This window comes from Flavobacterium alkalisoli (assembly GCF_008000935.1).
Lineage (GTDB): Bacteria > Bacteroidota > Bacteroidia > Flavobacteriales > Flavobacteriaceae > Flavobacterium > Flavobacterium alkalisoli.
In genome coordinates this window covers 1,375,415-1,395,609 of record NZ_CP042831.1, presented here as the reverse complement: position 1 = coordinate 1,395,609, position 20,195 = coordinate 1,375,415, and the positions used below count along the sequence as shown (strand labels likewise).

Annotated in this window: 12 protein-coding genes and 1 tRNA gene; 5 read left to right on the top strand and 8 right to left on the bottom strand. The window is 39.0% G+C overall.

Features of this window, described 5'->3' with window-relative positions:
- Positions 1–11 precede the first annotated feature (11 nt).
- Positions 12–3,068, bottom strand: a complete 3,057-nt coding sequence (locus FUA48_RS06165; RefSeq protein WP_147582730.1) for a TAT-variant-translocated molybdopterin oxidoreductase — start codon at positions 3,066–3,068, stop codon at positions 12–14.
- Between the two features lie 33 nt (positions 3,069–3,101).
- Complete coding sequence (locus FUA48_RS06160; RefSeq protein ID WP_147582729.1) at positions 3,102–4,421, bottom strand: c-type cytochrome; 1,320 nt, start codon at positions 4,419–4,421, stop codon at positions 3,102–3,104.
- Between the two features lie 216 nt (positions 4,422–4,637).
- On the opposite strand from FUA48_RS06160, the gene FUA48_RS06155 reads away from it, so the two are divergent.
- The gene (locus tag FUA48_RS06155) at positions 4,638–5,027 is read left to right on the top strand and encodes an SPOR domain-containing protein (protein WP_168196944.1); all 390 of its coding nucleotides are present in this window, start codon (positions 4,638–4,640) and stop codon (positions 5,025–5,027) included.
- 63 nt (positions 5,028–5,090) lie between these two features.
- On the opposite strand, the gene infB is transcribed toward FUA48_RS06155, so the two are convergent.
- The 3 genes from infB to rimP are packed head-to-tail and all read right to left on the bottom strand — an operon-like array spanning position 5,091 to position 9,760.
- Positions 5,091–7,985 (bottom strand): translation initiation factor IF-2, encoded by a 2,895-nt coding sequence (infB, locus tag FUA48_RS06150; RefSeq protein WP_147582728.1) that lies wholly within the window; start codon positions 7,983–7,985, stop codon positions 5,091–5,093.
- A 53-nt stretch (positions 7,986–8,038) separates the two neighbouring features.
- On the bottom strand, positions 8,039–9,277 hold the full coding sequence (gene nusA / locus FUA48_RS06145; RefSeq protein ID WP_129750794.1) for a transcription termination factor NusA: 1,239 nt from the start codon (positions 9,275–9,277) through the stop codon (positions 8,039–8,041).
- Positions 9,278–9,295: 18 nt separating this feature from the next.
- On the bottom strand, positions 9,296–9,760 hold the full coding sequence (gene rimP / locus FUA48_RS06140) for a ribosome assembly cofactor RimP (protein ID WP_147582727.1): 465 nt from the start codon (positions 9,758–9,760) through the stop codon (positions 9,296–9,298).
- A gap of 171 nt (positions 9,761–9,931) precedes the next feature.
- On the opposite strand from rimP, the gene FUA48_RS06135 reads away from it, so the two are divergent.
- Entirely contained in the window at positions 9,932–10,780 is an 849-nt protein-coding gene (locus FUA48_RS06135; protein ID WP_147582726.1) for a universal stress protein, read from the top strand.
- 118 nt (positions 10,781–10,898) lie between these two features.
- On the opposite strand, the gene FUA48_RS06130 is transcribed toward FUA48_RS06135, so the two are convergent.
- Positions 10,899–10,969, bottom strand: a tRNA-Gln gene (locus FUA48_RS06130).
- A gap of 151 nt (positions 10,970–11,120) precedes the next feature.
- Here FUA48_RS06130 and FUA48_RS06125 point away from each other — a divergent pair.
- The 3 genes from FUA48_RS06125 to FUA48_RS06115 all read left to right on the top strand — a co-directional run bounded on the left by FUA48_RS06125 (position 11,121) and on the right by FUA48_RS06115 (position 18,498).
- Entirely contained in the window at positions 11,121–14,366 is a 3,246-nt protein-coding gene (locus FUA48_RS06125; protein WP_147582725.1) for a DUF2723 domain-containing protein, read from the top strand.
- Between the two features lie 140 nt (positions 14,367–14,506).
- Complete coding sequence (locus tag FUA48_RS06120) at positions 14,507–17,791, top strand: glycosyltransferase family 117 protein (RefSeq protein WP_147582724.1); 3,285 nt, start codon at positions 14,507–14,509, stop codon at positions 17,789–17,791.
- Between the two features lie 62 nt (positions 17,792–17,853).
- A complete protein-coding gene (locus FUA48_RS06115; protein WP_147582723.1) occupies positions 17,854–18,498 on the top strand; it encodes a polysaccharide deacetylase family protein in 645 nt (214 codons plus the stop codon).
- On the opposite strand, the gene FUA48_RS06110 is transcribed toward FUA48_RS06115, so the two are convergent.
- Positions 18,495–18,791: a thioredoxin family protein gene (locus tag FUA48_RS06110; RefSeq protein ID WP_129750788.1), complete on the bottom strand. Its 297-nt coding sequence runs from the start codon at positions 18,789–18,791 to the stop codon at positions 18,495–18,497. The two genes, FUA48_RS06115 and FUA48_RS06110, sit on opposite strands and share 4 nt — an antisense overlap.
- A 74-nt stretch (positions 18,792–18,865) precedes the next feature.
- On the bottom strand, positions 18,866–20,098 hold the full coding sequence (locus FUA48_RS06105; RefSeq protein WP_147582722.1) for a metallophosphoesterase: 1,233 nt from the start codon (positions 20,096–20,098) through the stop codon (positions 18,866–18,868).
- Between the last annotated feature and the right edge of the window lie 97 nt (positions 20,099–20,195).

The following is a 20,195-nucleotide window of genomic DNA, read 5'->3' as shown; positions in this document are numbered from 1 at the left end:
ACTATTTGATATTAGGTATTTCTTACTTTAACCTGGAAGAATACGTTTGGCTGAGTACCTACATGCTCTAGTAAGTGGTACATTCTGTCGTCTTCTTTCAGTTTAGTAACTGTATCCTCTGAGTTATTGATATCTCCAAATACAAGCGCTCCGCTTCCACAAGCTTCAGAACAAGCTGTATAGAACTCATCCTTAGCAACAGGACGACCTTCTCTCTTAGCGTTAAGAATAGTAGCCTGAGTCATTTGTATACAAAGAGAACATTTCTCCATAACACCTCTAGAACGAACGTTAACATCAGGGTTAAGAACCATACGTCCTAAATCGTCATTCATATGGTAATCGAATTCACTGTTCTTGTTGTATAAGAACCAGTTGAAACGACGTACTTTATAAGGACAGTTGTTAGCACAGTAACGAGTACCCACACAACGGTTGTAAGCCATGTGGTTTTGACCCTGACGACCGTGTGATGTAGCCGCTACCGGACATACAGTTTCACATGGAGCATGGTTACAGTGCTGACAGAATACCGGCTGGAATGCTACCTGAGGGTTTTCTGCAGGATCTTCCATTGCACCGAAAGTTTCGATTGAGTTCATTAAGCCTGAAGTACTTTCTTTAAGCTCAACGTCACCTGCAAATGTATCTTCAGACGAATAATATCTATCGATACGTAACCAGTGCATATCACGGCTTCTTCTAACCTCTGACTTACCTACAACCGGTACGTTGTTCTCTGCGTGACATGCAATAACACATGCACCACAACCTGTACAGGCATTTAGGTCGATAGAAAGGTTAAAGTGGTGACCTACGGTACGGTCAAAAGATTCCCAAAGGTCTACTGATGTAGCAGCAACCTCTTTGTGATCTAATGAAACCTGAGGTTGTTCATTCCACTCAGAAGCGTTTTTAGTATTGAATATTTCAAGGGTAGTCTCCTTAATGATATCTCCTCTACCCATTAATGTTTTTTGTAACTGAAGACAAGCAAACTCGTGGTCTCCGTTTCCTTTAGATATTTTAGCACCCTGTAAAGAGTTGAAGTTAGCATACAGTTTATAGGCGTTAACACCTACCTGCATTTCTTTCTTCATTGCAGCCTCACGGCCATAACCTAAAGCAACACCAATTGTACCTATTGCCTGACCAGGCTGTATAATTACCGGTACATTTTCAAGTTTAACTCCGTTTACTTCGATAGTTGCATAGCTACCGTTAAGACCACCGTTAGCCACATTGTAGTTTTCAAGGCCAAGTTTAGCAGCATCAGCTTTAGCAACTGTTACATAGTTATCCCAAGACACCCTTGTAATTGGATCTGGAAACTCCTGTAACCATGGGTTATTTGCCTGCTGGCCATCACCCATACCTGTTTTAGTATAAAGAACAAGCTCAAAATCACCTGCAGTTTTAGCTTTAGAAAGCTCAGAAGCAGCACCACCAAAGTCAGCACCTGCAGCAGTAACAGACGGAGCTGTTTCAGAAACAGAGATACCATCATGAACTAACTGATTCCAAGACTTACCGCTAAACCAAGCAGAAGAAGAAGCTTTTAGATAATCGTAGTAAGATTGTGAATTACCGCTCCATGCTAATAAAGCATCCTGAAGCTGTCTCGTTTTAAATAACGGACGTATAGTAGGCTGCATAATACTGTAAGTACCTTTTGTGATAACTACATCACCCCATGACTCAAGGTAGTGAGGTGCAGCAGCAGCTATAGTTGCTTTTGAAGCTGTTTCATCCTCTTTCATAGAGAATGCAACAGAAAGTTTTACCTTTTTAAGAGCCTCAGCAAAGTCAGCTCCGTTTGGTAAAGTATAAACAGGGTTAACACCACTCATGATAAGTGTACTAACGTTTCCTGCTTTCATATCGTTAACAAGTTGAGCAACATCTTTAGCGTTACCTTTTCTTGTATAACGTGCTTCAGCCGGTTTGAATGCCTCACTCTGTAGTGCAGCATTGATAGCTAAAACAACAAGTTGTGCGTTTACATCGTCAATACCTGTAACGACAACACCTTTAGAACCTGCAGCTTTTAACTGTTGAGCAGCTTTCTTAACTTCGGCAGCATACTTTTCGTTAATTGCAGGAGCACTTACAGAAGAACCTGTAACTGCATTATATAAATGAACTAATGCATATTTCTGTTGAGTAACAGTTAGAGGAATACGCTTATCAGCATTAGAACCTGATAAAGTTAAGTTAGCCTCTATCTGGATATGCTTAGACATTTTACCCTGTTTAGGGATACGTTTGTTTGCGTAACCAGCATCATAACCACCACCTTGCCAGTCTCCAAGGAAATCAGCACCAACAGCAACAATTACATCAGCTTGTGAAAAATCGTAGTTTGCTAAAGCTCTTTCTCCATATACTGCCTCATAAGCATCAAGTGCTTCTGAAGACGATACGGCATCATAAACAACATGTTTGAAGTTAGGATACTTAGCACCAAACTCAGCGATAAGCTTATCTGTAGACGGGCTCGCCATAGTATTAGTTAATAACACTACCTGACCACCGTTTGCAGCCTCAGCTAATCCGGCTTTAACACGAGTATCAACTTCTTCCCATGATGCAGGTTTGCTTGCAATCATCGGTTGTTTTAAACGCATGCTGTCATAAAGTGAAAGCACAGATCCGTAAACCCTTGCATTTGCACTTATACCAGAACCAGGCATTCTGTTGTTCTCAACCTTAATTGGTCTACCTTCACGGGTTTTGATTAATATGTTTGCAAAATCAAAACCATCCGCTATTGTAGTTGCATAGTAATCTGCAACTCCCGGGATGATTTCCTCCGGTTGAACCACATAAGGAATCGACTTAATAACCGGTCCTTCACATGCTGCAAGTGAAGCTGCAGCAGTACTAAACCCGACATATTTCAAAAAGTCACGACGGCTTGTTGAAGAAGAAGACATTGCCTCTTCGTTACCAAGAAATTCATCAGTAGGAATCTCCTCAACAAACTCATTGTTTCTTAGCGTCTCAACAATAGAACTGTTTTCGTTCAGTTCTTCAACACTTTGCCAGTATTTTTTGTTTGATGCCATGTTGTATATAGATATTAGCTTCTTAAAAATTGATTAATAGTGACATTTACCACACTCTGTACCTCCCATGTTGGCAGCTGTAAGTTTCTGCACACCATATTTCTTAGCAAGTTCGTCGTGGATTTTTTTGTAGTAGTCGTTACCCTCTACTTTTACATTTGTCTCTCTGTGACAGTTAATACACCATCCCATTGTTAATGGAGCATGTTGCTTCATAACCTCAAATGTCTCAACAGGACCGTGACATTTCTGACATTCAACACCAGCTACAGAAACGTGCTGAGAGTGGTTGAAGTAAACAAAGTCTGGAAGGTTGTGAATTCTAACCCATTTAACCGGTTTAGTTTTACCTGTGTATTGTTGTGCAGATTTATCCCATCCAACAGCATCATATAGCTTTTGGATTTCTCCATTGTAGAATTCTTTAGAATACTCAACATAAGTAGAATCTTTACTACCTGTAAACTCAGAGATGTTTTTATGACAGTTCATACAAACATTAAGAGAAGGTATACCTGAAGTTTTACTTACTCTTGCAGAAGAGTGACAGTATTTACAGTCGATACCGTTTTCACCTGCGTGTATTTTGTGAGAGAAGTGTATTGGCTGGATTGGCTCGTACCCCTGATCTACACCTACCTGCATTAGGTAACCGTAAAGGAAGTAACCGCCTGTTAAGATTAATAATATAGTAGTAACAAGAACCAGGAACTGATTTCTTGCATAAGCCTGCCATAATGATATTGTTGAATCCTGCTTTGCAACTTCAACACCGTTTGCAGCAGCAACTCTTCTTAAAGTCCTGTTTACAAGCACAAGCATTACAACAAGAACAATAAGAACCAGTACAAGTGCACCAAGAATCAAATTATTAGACGCACCACTTTCCTGAACAACAACCTGACCTCCAACAGGAGTCTCCGGAGCAGGAGCAGGAGCAGACGTATACGCCATGATATCATCTATATCCTGATTTGAAAGCTGAGGAAATGCAGTCATTGTAACATTGTTGTTATCAGCAAAAAGCTTAACAGCAACAGGATCACCTGACTTGATTAACTCACTACTATTATGAACCCATTTGTAAAGCCACTCACGATCGTGTTTATCAGCAACTCCTCTTAAAGCAGGACCTGTTGATTTACCGTCAAGTTTGTGACATGAAGCACAAAGGGAATTAAATAGTTCTTTACCTTTTACAGGGTCTCCGGCACCGGCCGAAGCAGCTGTCTCAGCTTCAGTACCGGCAGCAGCAGTGTCCTGAGCATAAGAAGCGATTGAGAATGAAAGCGATAAAGCTAAACAGAAAATTAAAATTCTCGAAAACGAAGTATGGTTACCCACTTTTTTCATATTAAAAAATGATTATCGACTTAAATTGGTATAGTTTTTTCAGGTATATTTGAACGTAACAGTATACTTTTTTAAAAACTCCCACAAAAATACGACTTATGACTTATTCTCAAACCTTAAATAAATCTTAAAGCATAATTTATAACAATTCTAAATAAATATATTTCAACGCCATATTCTAATTAATCGTAATTTTGCACTCAAACCCTATTCATTATGAGAATTTTAAAAATAAAACACATAAAATTGCTTGCAGTTTTTCTTACTTTTTATTCGCTTGAAACTGTGGCACAACAGCAGGAAAATAACATTTCTCAAGACCCGAAATTTGAACAATTATTAAGCGAAAAAAGAAAACTTAACTCCAATACAGATATTAACGACCGATACAAGATTCAGATCTTTTACGGAGAGAACGATAAAGCCAGAAAAACGCTTGCTGAGTTTAAAAAAGAATTTGAAAATATAGACGGGACAATAATATTTGAGAGCCCTACATACAAGGTTTGGGTAGGCAGTTTTAAAACCCGGATAGAAGGTGAAAAGAACCTTATAGCGATAAAAGAAAAATACCCTTACGCCTTATTGATTAAGCCAACGAAATAAGTTAAAATATACCCAATAAAAAAGCCCCGCATCGCGGGGCTTTTTGTTAATTATTCTTAATTCTTATTTAAGCGTCTTTTTAACTTCCACTTCCTGGAATGCCTCAATAACATCATAAACCTGAATGTCGTTGTAGTTTTTAATCTGCATACCACAGTCATAACCTTTAGACACCTCTTTAACGTCGTCTTTGAAACGTTTAAGTGTAGAAAGCTCACCCGTGTAGATTACAACACCATCCCTGATAAGACGTATCTTAGAGCTACGGAATATCTTACCATCTGTAACCATACATCCGGCAATAGTACCCACTTTAGAGATCTTAAATGTTTCACGTATCTCAGCAGTACCGGTAACTTCTTCTTTAAGCTCAGGAGAAAGCATACCTTCCATCGCATCCTTAACATCATCAATAGCATCATAGATGATAGAGTAGTTTCTGATATCGATTTCCTCTTTTTCTGCAAGCTGCTTAGCACCTCCCATAGGACGCACGTTGAATCCGATAATAATAGCATCTGAAGCAGAAGCAAGTAATACGTCAGATTCTGTAATCGCACCTACACCTTTATGTATGATATTGATTTGAATTTCTTCTGTTGAAAGTTTAGAGAATGAATCTGAAAGCGCCTCAACCGAACCATCCACGTCACCTTTAAGGATAATGTTAAGTTCTTTAAACTGTCCAAGTGCAATCCTTCTTCCAATCTCGGCAAGAGTAATATGTCTTTGTGTACGAACAGCCTGCTCACGAAGTAACTGGGTACGCTTAGCAGCAATTTGCTTAGCTTCTTTCTCATCTTCAAACACGTTAAACTTATCACCTGCTGTTGGCGCACCATCAAGACCCAATATAGATATTGGTGTAGATGGCCCTGCCTCTTTAATATTATTACCACGCTCATCCTGCATAGCTTTCACTTTACCGTGATGCTTACCAGCAAGAACATAATCTCCTACTTTTAATGTACCTCCCTGTACAAGAACTGTTGACACATAACCCCTACCTTTATCAAGGAAGGCTTCTACAACAGTACCTACAGCAGGCTTATTAGGATTAGCTTTAAGATCTAATATCTCAGCCTCTAATAATACTTTTTCTAATAGTTCTTTTACACCTAAACCTGTTTTTGCAGAGATATCGTGTGATTGTATTTTACCACCCCAATCTTCTACAAGTAGATTCATACCTGCAAGTCTTTCCTTAATTTTCTCCGGATTTGCAGTTGGCTTATCCACTTTGTTTATAGCAAATATAATTGGCACACCAGCAGCCTGTGCGTGGTTAATTGCCTCTTTAGTTTGCGGCATGATGTCGTCATCGGCAGCAATCACAATAATTGCGATATCGGTAACCTGAGCACCACGTGCACGCATCGCGGTAAACGCCTCGTGACCCGGTGTATCAAGGAATGCGATTTTCTGACCGCTTTCAAGAGTTACCCCATAAGCACCAATATGCTGTGTTATACCACCCGACTCACCTGCAATAACATTTTCTTTACGAATGTAGTCAAGTAACGATGTTTTACCGTGGTCTACGTGACCCATTACCGTTACAATAGGAGCTCTGAATTCAAGATCCTCATCTTTATCTTCAACAACCTCTTTTGCTTCTTCAATATCGGTAGTAATAAACTCTACTTCATAACCAAATTCATCAGCAACAATAGAAAGCGTTTCTGCATCAAGACGCTGGTTCATGGTAACCATGATACCTAAAGACATACATACAGAGATTACCTTAGTAATAGGCACATCCATCATTGTAGCAATTTCCCCTACGGTAACAAACTCGGTTACCTTAAGCACTTTGCTTCCTTCTTCTAACTGTCTTTGCTCATCATCTGTACGTTGACGGTGCGTTTCACGCTTGTCTCTTCTATATTTTGCAGCTTTAGATTTGCTTCCTTTACCCTGAAGTTTCTCAAGGGTTTCTCTGATTTGGTTTTTAACCTCTTCTTCAGTAGGCTCAACCTTATTAACAATAGCCTGACGTTTGTTTTTGTTGAAATCTTTGTTTCCAAATTTAGGTCCGCCCTGGCCTCCTGGTCGGTTACCGCCTTGCCCTTGGTTCTGTCCGCCCTGGTTTTGTCCACCCTGACCCTGACCTTGCCCCTGAGGCTTAGTAGTAATCCTTTTTCTCTTGTTTTTGTTATTGTTGTTACCCTGACCTTGGTTTTGTCCGCCTGGCTTGTTATCTTTCTTAGGCTCCTCTTTTTTCTTTTTAGGCTTATTAAACTGAGAAAGGTCAATAGTTTGCCCTGTAAAAGTAGCACCCGAAAGTTTTTGGTACTGAGTTTTGATTTTATCATCACCCTGAGGGGCAGGAGCATCTGTTTTTGGAGCTTCTGCCTTAGGAGCCTGAGGTTCCGGCTTTTTCTCTACTTTAGGAGCTTCCTGTTTTTTCTCAGCTTCCGGCTGTTTAGGAGCCTCCGGAGCTTTTTTCTCTTCGGCTTTTTCTTCCTTAACTTCCGCTTTAGGAGTTTCGGCAGGTTTCTCTTCCTTAGCTACCGGAGCTTCGGCAGCTTTAGCAGGTGCTTCTTCCTGTTTTGGAGCCTGAGGAGTGTCTGAAGGTTCTTCCTGAGCTTTTTTAGGATTAAGGTCTATTTTCCCTACTGCAACCGGGCCTGATAATGATGCTTTTGCACGCACTACCTCCTGTCTTTGTTTCTCTTCTTCCTGTTTGCGCTTTTCTTCCAGTTCACGCTCTCTCTCCAGCCTTAAAGCCTCCTTCTCCTTCTTTTTCTCTTCACTCACCTCAAGAGAAGCCTCTTTCTTGCTCTGATCAGCAGAAAACTGTCTTTTAAGCGCCGAATATTCCTCGTTGGATATCTTGGCATTAGGACTAGCATCAATAGCTTGCCCCATGTCCTTAAGAAACTCAACAGCCCTGTCCAGCGAAATGTTTAATTCCCTTAAAACTTTATTTATTCTTATTACTCTATCTTCAGACATATAATCTTTTTAATATTATCTTTCCTGGTTGTATTTGTTGTTATACAATAGTATTAATCTTCAAACTCTTCTTTCAATATTCTTATCACTTCAAGAACTGTTTCTTCTTCCAGGTCAGTCCTTCTTACAAGGTCTTTCACATCCTGGTTAAGTACGCTTCTTGCAGTATCAAGTCCTATTTTAGCGAACTCTTCAATAATCCATCCTTCAATTTCATCTGAGAATTCTGTTAATTCAACATCCTCATCTTCAAGATTACCTTCACGTATAACATCAAGCTCATATCCTGTAAGCAACCCGGCAAGCTTAATGTTATGACCACCTCGGCCAATAGCCTTAGACACCTCTTCTAGCTTTAAGAACACCTCTGCAGATTTTTTATCCTCATCAATTTTGATTGAAGAAACCTTAGCAGGGCTAAGTGCTCTTGTTATATAAAGCTGTGTATTAGTCGTATAGTTAATTACATCTATATTTTCGTTACCAAGCTCGCGAACGATTCCGTGAATTCTTGAACCTTTCATACCCACACAGGCACCTACAGGGTCAATTCTGTCATCATAAGAATCTACAGCCACTTTCGCTTTCTCGCCCGGTATCCTTACTACTTTCTTAACAGTAATAAGTCCGTCAAAAACTTCCGGAATTTCCTGTTCAAATAATTTCTCAAGGAATTTCTCTGATGTTCTTGACATAATGATTTGCGGCTTATTTCCTTTAAGCTCAACATTTTCAATTATACCGCGAACGTTATCTCCTTTTCTGAAGAAGTCAGACGGGATTTGTTTTTCTTTAGGCAGAACGATTTCGTTACCCTCATCATCCACCAAAATTACAGCTTTTGGTCGAACATGGTGCACTTCTGCCGTATAAATATCCCCTATAAGGTCTTTAAACTGCTTATAAAGGTTAGTATTATCGTGTTCGTGTATCTTAGAAATAAGGTTTTGACGTAATGCAAGTATAGCCCTGCGGCCTAACTGGATTAGCTTAACCTCTTCAGAAACATCTTCACCAACTTCAAAGTCAGGCTCGATTTTTCTTGCTTCAGAAAGGGAAATCTCCTGGTTAGGGTCTTCTACCTCACCATCGGCTACCACCACACGGTTCCTCCATATTTCCATATCCCCCTTATCAGGGTTAATGATGATATCAAAGTTATCGTCAGAACCATATTTTTTCTTTAGTGCATTCCTAAATACATCTTCCAGGATCGCCATTAGGGTAACACGATCTATCAGCTTATCATCTTTAAACTCTGAAAACGAATCGATTAATGCAATATTTTCCATGCCAACTCTCTTATTTTTTTAAAATTTTATTACAACAACTGCTTCTTTTATGTCTCCATAAGGAATTTCCGCTTTTTTCTCAACGGTTTCTTTCCCTTTACCTACTTTTTTAGGTTCTCTTGCCTTCCATTCCAGCACAATATGCTCATCGTTGGCTTCGGTTAATTTTGCCTCGATTTCTTCCTGTGCGGTCTTCACTTTAAGCGTCCTTCCAAGATTTTTTCTATACTGTCTGATATTTTTTAACGGACTGGTTGCACCGGCCGAAGCTACCTCAAGTGAAAAATCCTGTTCTTCCCTGTCAAGGTTGTGCTCTACCGCCCTGCTAACATCAATACAGTCCTGCAGGTTTACACCATTATCACCATCCAGTATAACACTTATTTTGTTAGAATCGCTTATGGAAAGATCTATAAGAAACAGTGAAGGGCGCTCTTCCAGCGCTATGTTCACCAGTTCAGCAACTTTCTCTTTAAATGTCATATTCGTATAAAAAGAGGGGACTCCTGTCCCCTCATTATTTAGTTTTTTAATAAATAACTGTGCAAATATACTAATTTTTTTATATATTGAAAATCATTGGATAATGTAAATTTATTCAGTACCTTTATTGTATTAATTTTCCAACCAAATTTTAGTTAATAATTTACACATATGAAAAGAATTTTAGTTCCTACCGACTTCTCTGATCACGCCGAGTATGCCCTAAAGGTTGCCGCACAAATTGCACGTAAAAACAATGGCGAGATATACCTTTTACACATGCTTGAAATGCCGTCTCACATTAGTAACGACGGTATTGGAGAAAGTAACGCAGTAGGCAGCAGCAGCGATATTCCTGAAGTTATGTTCTTTATGGAAAAAACACGCGAGCGTTTTCAGGAAGTGGTAAACGAGCCATACCTGCAGGGAATAAACATAGTTGAAGCTATACAGTTTGAAAAAGCTTTTGACGGTATTATATCTCACAGCAAAAAACACAACATCGACCTTGTTGTAATGGGTTCTCACGGAGCTAGCGGTTTCAGGGAAATGTTTATCGGATCAAATACAGAAAAAGTTGTTCGTACATCAGACATCCCGGTACTGGTTATTAAAAAAGAAGAAGGTGAATTCAATCCGCAAAACTTCGTATTTGCATCTGACTTCTCAAGCGAAATCAAAAAACCATTTAAAGATGTAGTAGCTTTTGCAAATGCCTTTGACGCTAACCTGCACCTGGTATTTGTAAATACTCCAAACGACTTTAAGTCTACTCATGCCGCAGAAAAACTGATTCACGACTTTACAGCTGATGCAAACATCAAGAACGGATATACTACACATATCTATAATGATATTAATGTAGAAAAAGGAATTCTCCACTTCTCAAACAAAGTGAATGCTGACCTTATAGGTATGTGCACACACGGAAGACAGGGACTTGCTCACTTTTTTAACGGAAGTATTAGCGAAGATTTAGTAAATCACGCGGTAAGACCGGTTGTTACCTTTAAAATATAACACCAAAGATTATATACCAAAAAGCCACCTCCAAAGGGTGGCTTTTTAATTTTATATAAATAACACAACTTAAATATAACAATAAAAAAAGCCTCTCAGAATCTGAGAGGCTTTTTTGTTGGTCTACTAGGACTCGAACCTAGAATGACTGAACCAAAATCAGTAGTGTTACCATTACACCATAGACCAATGTTTGGTGCTTGATTGCGGGTGCAAATGTAGCACATAAATTCATTTTTGCAAATTTTTATTTCAAAAAATATGAAAAAAAATTTTTCTGCGTTAGTACCAGTAGAAAGACGCTTTCACAAACAAACTGATAACCAACATTAAACACCTTATGGACGATTTTTACTTTAAAAAACGGAATTTAATTCTAGGCTGGATTTCTTTTGCAATTGCACTTACGGTTTACGCTTTAACCGTAGAACCCACAATGAGTTTTTGGGATTGCGGTGAATATATATCCACTTCAGCCAAATTACAGGTAGGCCATCCGCCGGGAGCACCTTTCTTCCAGATTACAGGTGCCTTTTTTGCCATGTTTGCTTCCTCAAAAGAAAATATAGCACTTATGGTAAATATGGTTTCGGCAGTTTCGGCTGCATTTGCTATACTTTTTATGTTTTGGTCAACCACCCTGTTGCTTAAAAATATTGTTTCATCGTTCACAACCATTACAAAAGGCAACACCATAATGATTTTAGGCAGTGCCTTTACAGGCAGCATGGCATTGACTTTCTCTGATACTTTTTGGTTTAACGCTACCGAAGCCGAAGTATATGCCATGGCATCACTGTTTATATCATTATTAATGTGGGCAGGACTACGCTGGGGAGAAGAAATGCACACTCCCAGAGGAAACAGATGGCTGTTAATTATCTGTTTTCTTATAGGAATATCTTTCGGGGTTCACTTCCTGGCTTTGTTAACCATTCCGTCAATAGGCCTTATCTACTATTTTAAGAATTATAAAAAGGTTACCATAAGGAATTTTATAATCGCTAATATAGCCATAGTAGGCATACTGTTTTTTGTTTTCAAATTCCTTATGCCATATACCATGGCTTTATTTGGTAAAACTGAAATCTTTGTGGTAAACACATTTGGATTACCGTTTAACTCCGGAACCATACTAATGGCAATAATAGTAGTATCCTTATTTTATTTAGGTTTACGCTATACAAGGCAAAAAGGCTTTGCACTATACAATACAGCTATACTGGGTGTCCTGTTCATGTTTATAGGGTTTTCAAGCTGGATAATGCTATCGGTCCGATCAAACGCAGGTGTGGTTATTAATGAATTACCTCCTACAGATGCTGCCGAACTTTTAGCATACTATAATCGTGAGAATTATGGGGAGCAAAAAGTATTTTATGGTCCGCTATACACCGAGGCTTATGCGGGTCTTGACCCAGAAACACCTTTTAAGGATGGAAAGCCAAATTATGAACGCGACTATAAAACCGGAAAATACGTTGTGGTAAACAATTATAAAAACGCAGTCCACAACACCAATAGCGCACACGATGCCATATTACCCCGCATGACAAGCGATAAGCACGCTGCAAACTACATGGCTTATACCGCCCCTCCTAAATTCAGGATCAACCCTAACTACGACTTTACTCAGGATCTGCCTAAATATGGCATTAACCCAAATACGGTTACAGAAGTTGAAGCCATGGAGGCCATAGCACAGATAAAAAATCAGCTTAGTGATGTTATAACACAATTTAGGACCGCTTATAACAGCGGCGACATAGGCAATAAGGGGTATGATGAATTCCTAAAAGCCTATAAAGATTATCTAATAGTAGAAAAACCATCTTTTAGCCAAAACATGCAGTTTATGGTTGAGTATCAGTTTGGCTATATGTTTTGGCGCTACCTTATGTGGAATTTTGCAGGCAAACAAAGCGACATACAGGGAGAAGGCGATTTTATTAACGGAAACTGGCTTAGCGGATTCACAAACATAGACGAAGCAAGACTGGGACCACAAAGCCATCTTACCAGTGATATGCTAAACAACAAGGGTCGCAATGTATATTACTTTATACCTTTTATATTAGGGATACTGGGATTTGTGTTCCATGCCCGTAAAGACCCTAAAAGCTTTTATGTTCTTTTGGTACTTTTTGTATTCATGAGTTTTGCACTTAAGGTATTTCTAAATGAAAAACCATATGAAGTAAGGGAAAGGGACTATGTAATGGTTGGTGCATTTTATGTTTTTGCAATATGGATTGCCATGGGCGTTTATTCCATTTACAATATTTTGCAAAAACAAATGAGTCAGAAAATCACAGCTCCTTTAGTATTAGGCATTGCACTTTTAAGCACCCCGGTACTTATGGCAGCCGAAAACTGGGACGACCACGACCGTTCCGGCAGGGACACCGCACTGGTTATGGCAAAAGCCTATCTGGACTCCTGCGACCCTAATGCCATATTGTTTACATCGGCAGATAATGACACTTTCCCATTATGGTATGCTCAGGAAATTGAGGAGTTCCGTACCGATATAAAAGTAGCATGCACTACTTACTTACCTGCGGACTGGTACATAGACCAAATGAAGCAAAAGACATATAAAGCAGACCCCCTGCCAATATCACTTGAGCACAAGCAGTATGTAGACGGCACCCGTGATTTTGTTTTATACGTACCAAGAACTGAAGAGCGTATAGACATTAATGATTTCATGGATTTTATAACCTCTGATGACGAACGTACTCAGGTAGAGCTAACCAACGGACACATGTCTAACTACTACCCTACAAACAAAATACGCATTCCTGTAGACAGGGAAGCCGTTATTAAGAACAAGGTAGTGTCACCAGATCTTTATGACTCCATTGTTCCTTATATAGATATCGACCTGCCTAAAGAAGCTATATTTAAGCATCACATTGTAATGCTGGACATTATAAGAAACAACAACTGGGAGCGACCTGTTTATTTTTCAGGAGGAAGCCTTAAGGATGAGGATTATTTATGGCTAAAGGACTACCTGCAGCTTGACGGAATGACTTACAAGCTTATCCCTGTTAAAACACAAGTTCTAAAAGACAAACCTATAGATATAGGCCACATTGATGCAGAGAAAATGTTTGACACGGTTATGCGATGGGATTGGGGCAGCAGTGATAAAAAAATATATCATGACCCTGAAACGAGAAGAAACAGTGTTACCTACAGAAAAAACCTTGCCCGACTAACCGACACCTTATTAGAACAGGGCAAAACAGGCAAGGCCAAAGTAATAATAGACCTTGCAGTAACTAAACTACCTGTAAAAGATTATGGCTACTATTACATGTCAGAACCTTTTGCCGAAGGTTATTATAAGGTTGGCGAAAAAGAAAAAGCCAGAGAGTTGCTCTCTATACTAATAGAAAAACAGCAGGAACAGATAACCTTTTACAACTCGGTTGATGCTCCGGGAGATATAGAAGGGTATTACAACCTACTCCAAATGGCAAAAGAAAACGGAGACACCGAATTTTACGAAAAACAACTACCCGCCTTTGACCGCTATTATAAGATGATGGCGCGGTTTATACAGGATAACGGATAGCACAAAAGTTTTAAAGGCGGCAATTGCAATAATTGTCGCCTTTTTACTTTATAATAATCATTAAAATGAAATTGCTTACATTACCTTTAAATAAAAAATAGTTTCTTTGCATATATAAATTTCGGAATCCTCATAACCGCATGATGACATTTAACTTTAAAAAATGGAATACCATTTTGGGCTGGACGGTTTTTACCATTGCCCTTGTTGTTTATTCATTAACCGTAGAGCCTACCCTTAGTTTTTGGGATTGCGGCGAATACATACCAACAGCAGCAAAACTTGAAGTAGGCCACCCTCCCGGAGCACCTTTGTTCCAAATGGTAGGTGCCTTTTTTGCAATGTTTGCAACAGCACCAGATAAGATTGCCCTAATGGTAAACATGGTATCGGTGGTATCAAGTGCGTTTACAATATTGTTTATGTTCTGGTCACTAACTATGTTACTAAGAACACTGCTTGAGAGATTTTCTGAATTTAACAACAATAATGCTCTTATGGTATTAGGTAGTGCCGCCGTAGGTTCACTTGCCTTTACTTTTACTGATAGTTTTTGGTTTAACGCTACCGAAGCCGAGGTTTATGCAATGGCTTCTCTGTTCATATCGTTACTGTTATGGCTGGGACTACGCTGGGAACAGGACATGAACACACCTAGAGGAAACAAATGGCTACTTATTATTTCATTAGTAGTTGGTTTATCTTTTGGTGTTCACTTTATGGCACTCCTTACCATCCCTGCCATTGGATTTATATACTACTTTAAAAACTATGAAAAGATTACGGTTAAGAGCTTCATTATAGCAAACATAGTTATTGTTGCCATACTTTTATTCATATTCAAGCTATTATTACCATATACCCTTGCCCTATTTGGTAAGACAGAAATCTTTATGGTAAACAAAATGGGACTTCCGTTTAACTCGGGTACCATTTTCATGGCATTGCTAATTGTAGCCCTTTTCTATTTCGGACTTAACTATACACGTAAAAACAATTATGCACTGGCAAACACATTAGTACTTTGTGTACTTTTTATATTTATAGGCTTCTCTACCTGGATGATGCTTCCTATACGTGCGAACGCTAACGTTGTTATTAACGAGAACAGGCCTTCGGATGCTGCCGAGGTACTTGCTTACTACAACCGTGAGCAGTATGGTGAACAAAAACTATTTTACGGCCCAATGTTCTCTGACACTTATGCAGGCCTTGATAAGGAAAACCCTTATGAAGACGAAAAGCCTAACTACCAGAGAGATTACAAAAAAGGCGAGTATGTAATTGTAAACAATTATAAAAACGCCAAACAAAACACTGACGATAACCACAAAGGTTTTATGCCAAGGATGTGGAGTACAGATCATGCGGTTAACTACATGAACTTTACAAGGCCTTTGGATTTCAGGATAGACCCTAATTACGATTTCTCTCAGGACCTTGTACAATATGGACTTCCTTTAGACCAAATGAGCGATGAGGAAGTAGGAAAAGCTATGGCACAGGTTCGTGATGAACTTCAAAACGTAATAACCCAATTCAAGACCGGTTACCAACAAGGAAAAATGGATCTTGAAGATTACGACCGATTCCTTAAAAACTACAGTCAGTACCTTATCATAGACAAACCATCATTTGCCGATAATATGAAGTTCATGTTTGAATACCAGTTTGGGTACATGTATTTCAGATATTTTATGTGGAACTTCTCAGGAAGGCAAAACGATATTCAGGGAAGATATGACAGTTATGATGGTAACTGGATGAGCGGGATTAAGGTTGTTGACGAATGGCATTTGGGTTCTCAGGAAAACCTTCCGAGTGACCAGCTTAACAATAAAGCCAGAAACTTCTACTATCTGCTACCACTTATACTAGGACTTATAGGATTGGCATATCATGCATCAAAAGACCTTAAGAGCTTCTATGTATTATTAATCCTGTTCCTGTTTACAGGTTTAGCACTTAAAATATACCTTAATGAAAGGCCATTTGAACCAAGGGAAAGAGATTATGCCCTTGTAGGTTCTTTCTATGTATTTGCAATGTGGATAGGCTTTGGGGTATATGCTATTTACGACAGTATTAAAAAATTACTGGCACCTAAAATTGCAGGACCGGTTGTTCTTGCCGTTACCATGCTTGCAGGACCCGTATTACTGGCTTCTCAAAACTGGGATGACCACGACCGTTCAGACCGCTACACTGCACTTGCGATGGCAAAAGCGTACCTTGAATCGTGCGACCAGAATGCCATACTGTTTACCATAGGTGATAACGACACCTTCCCGTTATGGTATGCTCAGGAGGTTGAAGGTATAAGAACAGATATAAGAATTGTAAACACAAGCCTTTTCATGACCGACTGGTACATTGACCAAATGAAGGCTAAGGCATACGAATCAGAACCACTACCAATTTCCTTTACACACGATCAGTACGTACAGGGAACAAGAGATTATATGTTCTTAGACAGAAGAACCGATAAGCGTTTAGACATAAACGACTTTATGGACTTTATCGCTTCAGATGACCCTAGAACAAAAGTGGAGCTTAGAAACGGGCACATGATAAACTACTTCCCTACTAACAAGATAAGGCTTAATGTAGACCGTGAGTCGGTTATCAAGAATAAGATAGTAGCTCCTGAGCTGTATGATTCTATAGTTCCGTACATCGATATCGACATTAAAGGAGACGCTTTATACAAAAACCGCCTGTTAATGCTGGACCTTGTAAACAATAATAACTGGGAACGCCCTATCTATTTTACAGGAGGAAGCTTTGGCGATGACGATTACCTTTGGATGAAAGAATACCTACAGCTTGACGGTATGGTATTTAAACTTATACCTGTAAAGACACCTATACCAAAAGAAGGAAGCTTACTGGATATGGGTAATATTGACACCGATAAGATGTATGATATTGTTATGAGCTGGGATTGGGGTAACAGCGAAAGCCCTAAGATTTACCATGATCCGGAAACGCGTAAAAACAGTATTACTTACCGTACAAACCTGGCACGCCTTATGGAAAAACTAATGACAGAAGGCAAAAATGAAAAAGCGAAGAATATTGCCGATCTTGCCATGACTAAAATGCCGGTAGAATACTTTAACTACTATACGCTTTTAGAGCCATATGCAACAGCTTACTACAAACTGGGCGAAAAGGAAAAAGCACAGGATCTGCTTAAAAAGCTTATCGCTAAATATCAGGAGAACCTTACTTTCTATAAAGGGCTAAACGCAAGTGAGCAAAACCATATAGTAGTAGATATTATTACTGATATTGAGCGCTACCGTAGCCTGTTACTGATAATGAAAGATGAGGGTGACTTAAATCTTTACAACAAGGAAAAACCTGTATTCAACAAGTACAACAATATGTTTGAAAGGTTTGACCGTGACAACGAGGAATAAATAAATATATATTCTTAACTTTAAGCAGCTTTACATTGTGAAGCTGCTTTTTTTATACAGCTATGAAAACATATTGGGTAAAAACTGGAAGCATAATAAAAAGGTTCTTTAAAGGCTATGTTTGGGATGTGCCAAACAGCAGCAACACCATATATCTCACTTTTGATGACGGCCCTACCCCGGAGATTACCGAATGGGTTTTAGGAATACTAAAACAACACGATATTAAAGCCACTTTCTTTTGTATTGGTAATAACATAGAAAAGTACCCTGATATATTTAAAAAGGTAGTTGAACAGGGCCATAGCATTGCCAACCACACCTTTAATCATGTTAACGGCTGGAATACACAAAACGATGCTTACTTAGAAAACACAGATGCCTGTGAAAAATCAATTGAGAGGCACACAGGAACAGTTTACACACAAAAGCTATTCAGGCCACCTTACGGAAAGATTAAAAGCACTCAGGCAGCAGAAGTGCGAAAAAGAGGATATAAGATTATTATGTGGGATGTTTTAAGTGCAGATTTTGATAAAAAGATTACCCCGCAAAAATGCCTGGCAAACGTTACCAAAAATACAAGGGAAGGCAGCGTGATAATATTTCACGACAGTGTAAAGGCATTTCCTAATCTAGAATATGCCCTGCCTAAAGCAATAGATTACCTAAAAGGGAAGGGATTTAACTTTGCAGCCCTGGACTAGGAGTGTTCCTGCACAAGTCCTATTATAGTATTAGCGTCAAGCTCGCCTGATTGCCTCCACACCATTTGCCCTTCTTTATAAATCATTAGCGTTGGGAGCCCTTTGATTCGTAAGGCATCAGCCAGTTCCTGGTTTTTATCCACATCAATTTTTATAACCTTAGCCCTGTCGCCAAGCGCCGCAGCCACATCTCTAATTACAGGATGCATAGATACAGACGGCTCGTTCCATTCTGTATAAAAATCAATAAGTACAGGTACCTGGGAGTTTATAAGTTCTCCAAATTTTGACATAAAAAAAATTTTAAACCGACTTTAAAAACCTTTATTTCCAGTTATACTTATACAAATATAGCATTTTTACCCAATCACGCTACGTTTGAGGCTTTTTTTAGTTCTATAACGGTAATTTCAGGCCATATCCCTACGCGGCCGGGATAAGCATGAAAACCAAACCCCCTGTTAACGTACACATAGCGACCAAGATTTTCGTATAATCCTGCCCACTGTTTGTAACGGTATTGTATAGGGCTCCATTTAAAATAACCCGGTATTTCTATACCAAACTGAGAACCGTGAGTATGTCCGCTCAGGGTAAGGTGGTAGTTGCTTTTATGTGTTTTTACCTCATGCTCCCAGTGAGACGGATCGTGGCTCATAAGTATCTTAAAGTCATTATCCTTTACACCTTCTGAAGCTTTTGCCAAATCACCCGCCTGTTTAAAACCGACACCCCAGTTTTCAACTCCTATCAGGGCGATTTCATCATTACCTTTTTTAAGCTTCACGTTTTCGTTAAGCAACAGTTTAAAATCAATTTGCCTGTGAAGGTCTTTAATAGCCTCAAAGTTTTCGTTCTTATCCTTTTGCGAAGGCCAGGTTACATACTCACCATAGTCGTGATTACCCAATACCGAGTATTTACCAAATGCAGGTGCTTCAATTTTTCTAAAAGCCTCAATCCACGGATTCATTTCCCAGGCATGTGTATTTACTATATCTCCCGTAAAAAGTACAATATCTGATTTCTGTTCATTAATCATGTTTATGGCATGCTCAATTTCATGATGATTATCAAGGCTACCACTATGCACATCAGATATCTGGGTTATGGTAAGTCCGTCAAAACTATCAGGGAGATCAGGAAAGTAAATTGTTTGCTTATGTAATTTATAATTGTATTTCCCTTTTGTCATACCATACAGTAAAGACAAAAAAGGAATGGCAGCCACCCCAAGGGCAATCTGGCTTACAAACTTTCTTCTGGTAGTAAGGAAAGACTCATCGGTAGTACCGACAAACTCCTTAAGAAAACCACCTATAATCCTTATAATATCTTCCCCAAACATAAATACCATCAGCAGCATTTTAGGAATGTAAGTAATAAGAAAAAGACCTATGGTAAAAAGGGTATGTTTTGTTTGCCCTACACTGCGGTCAAATTGTGTAGCAAAAGAATAAAACATATAAACTACTATAAGTAGCGACAGTATTTGATAGGCTATTAGCACCCATCTTATTTTAGTTAGCGTTTTTACAGCCTGAAAAGCATACAGCTCTACAATAAGCACAAAAACAGCAAATAGTATCCAGCGTAACATTTAAATATTTTTACAAAGTAGCGAATAAAGGTATTTTAAAAATGTATACCAATCTTCAAATTTAACAAAGTTTACTATGGGCAGGTGCAAAAAGCAC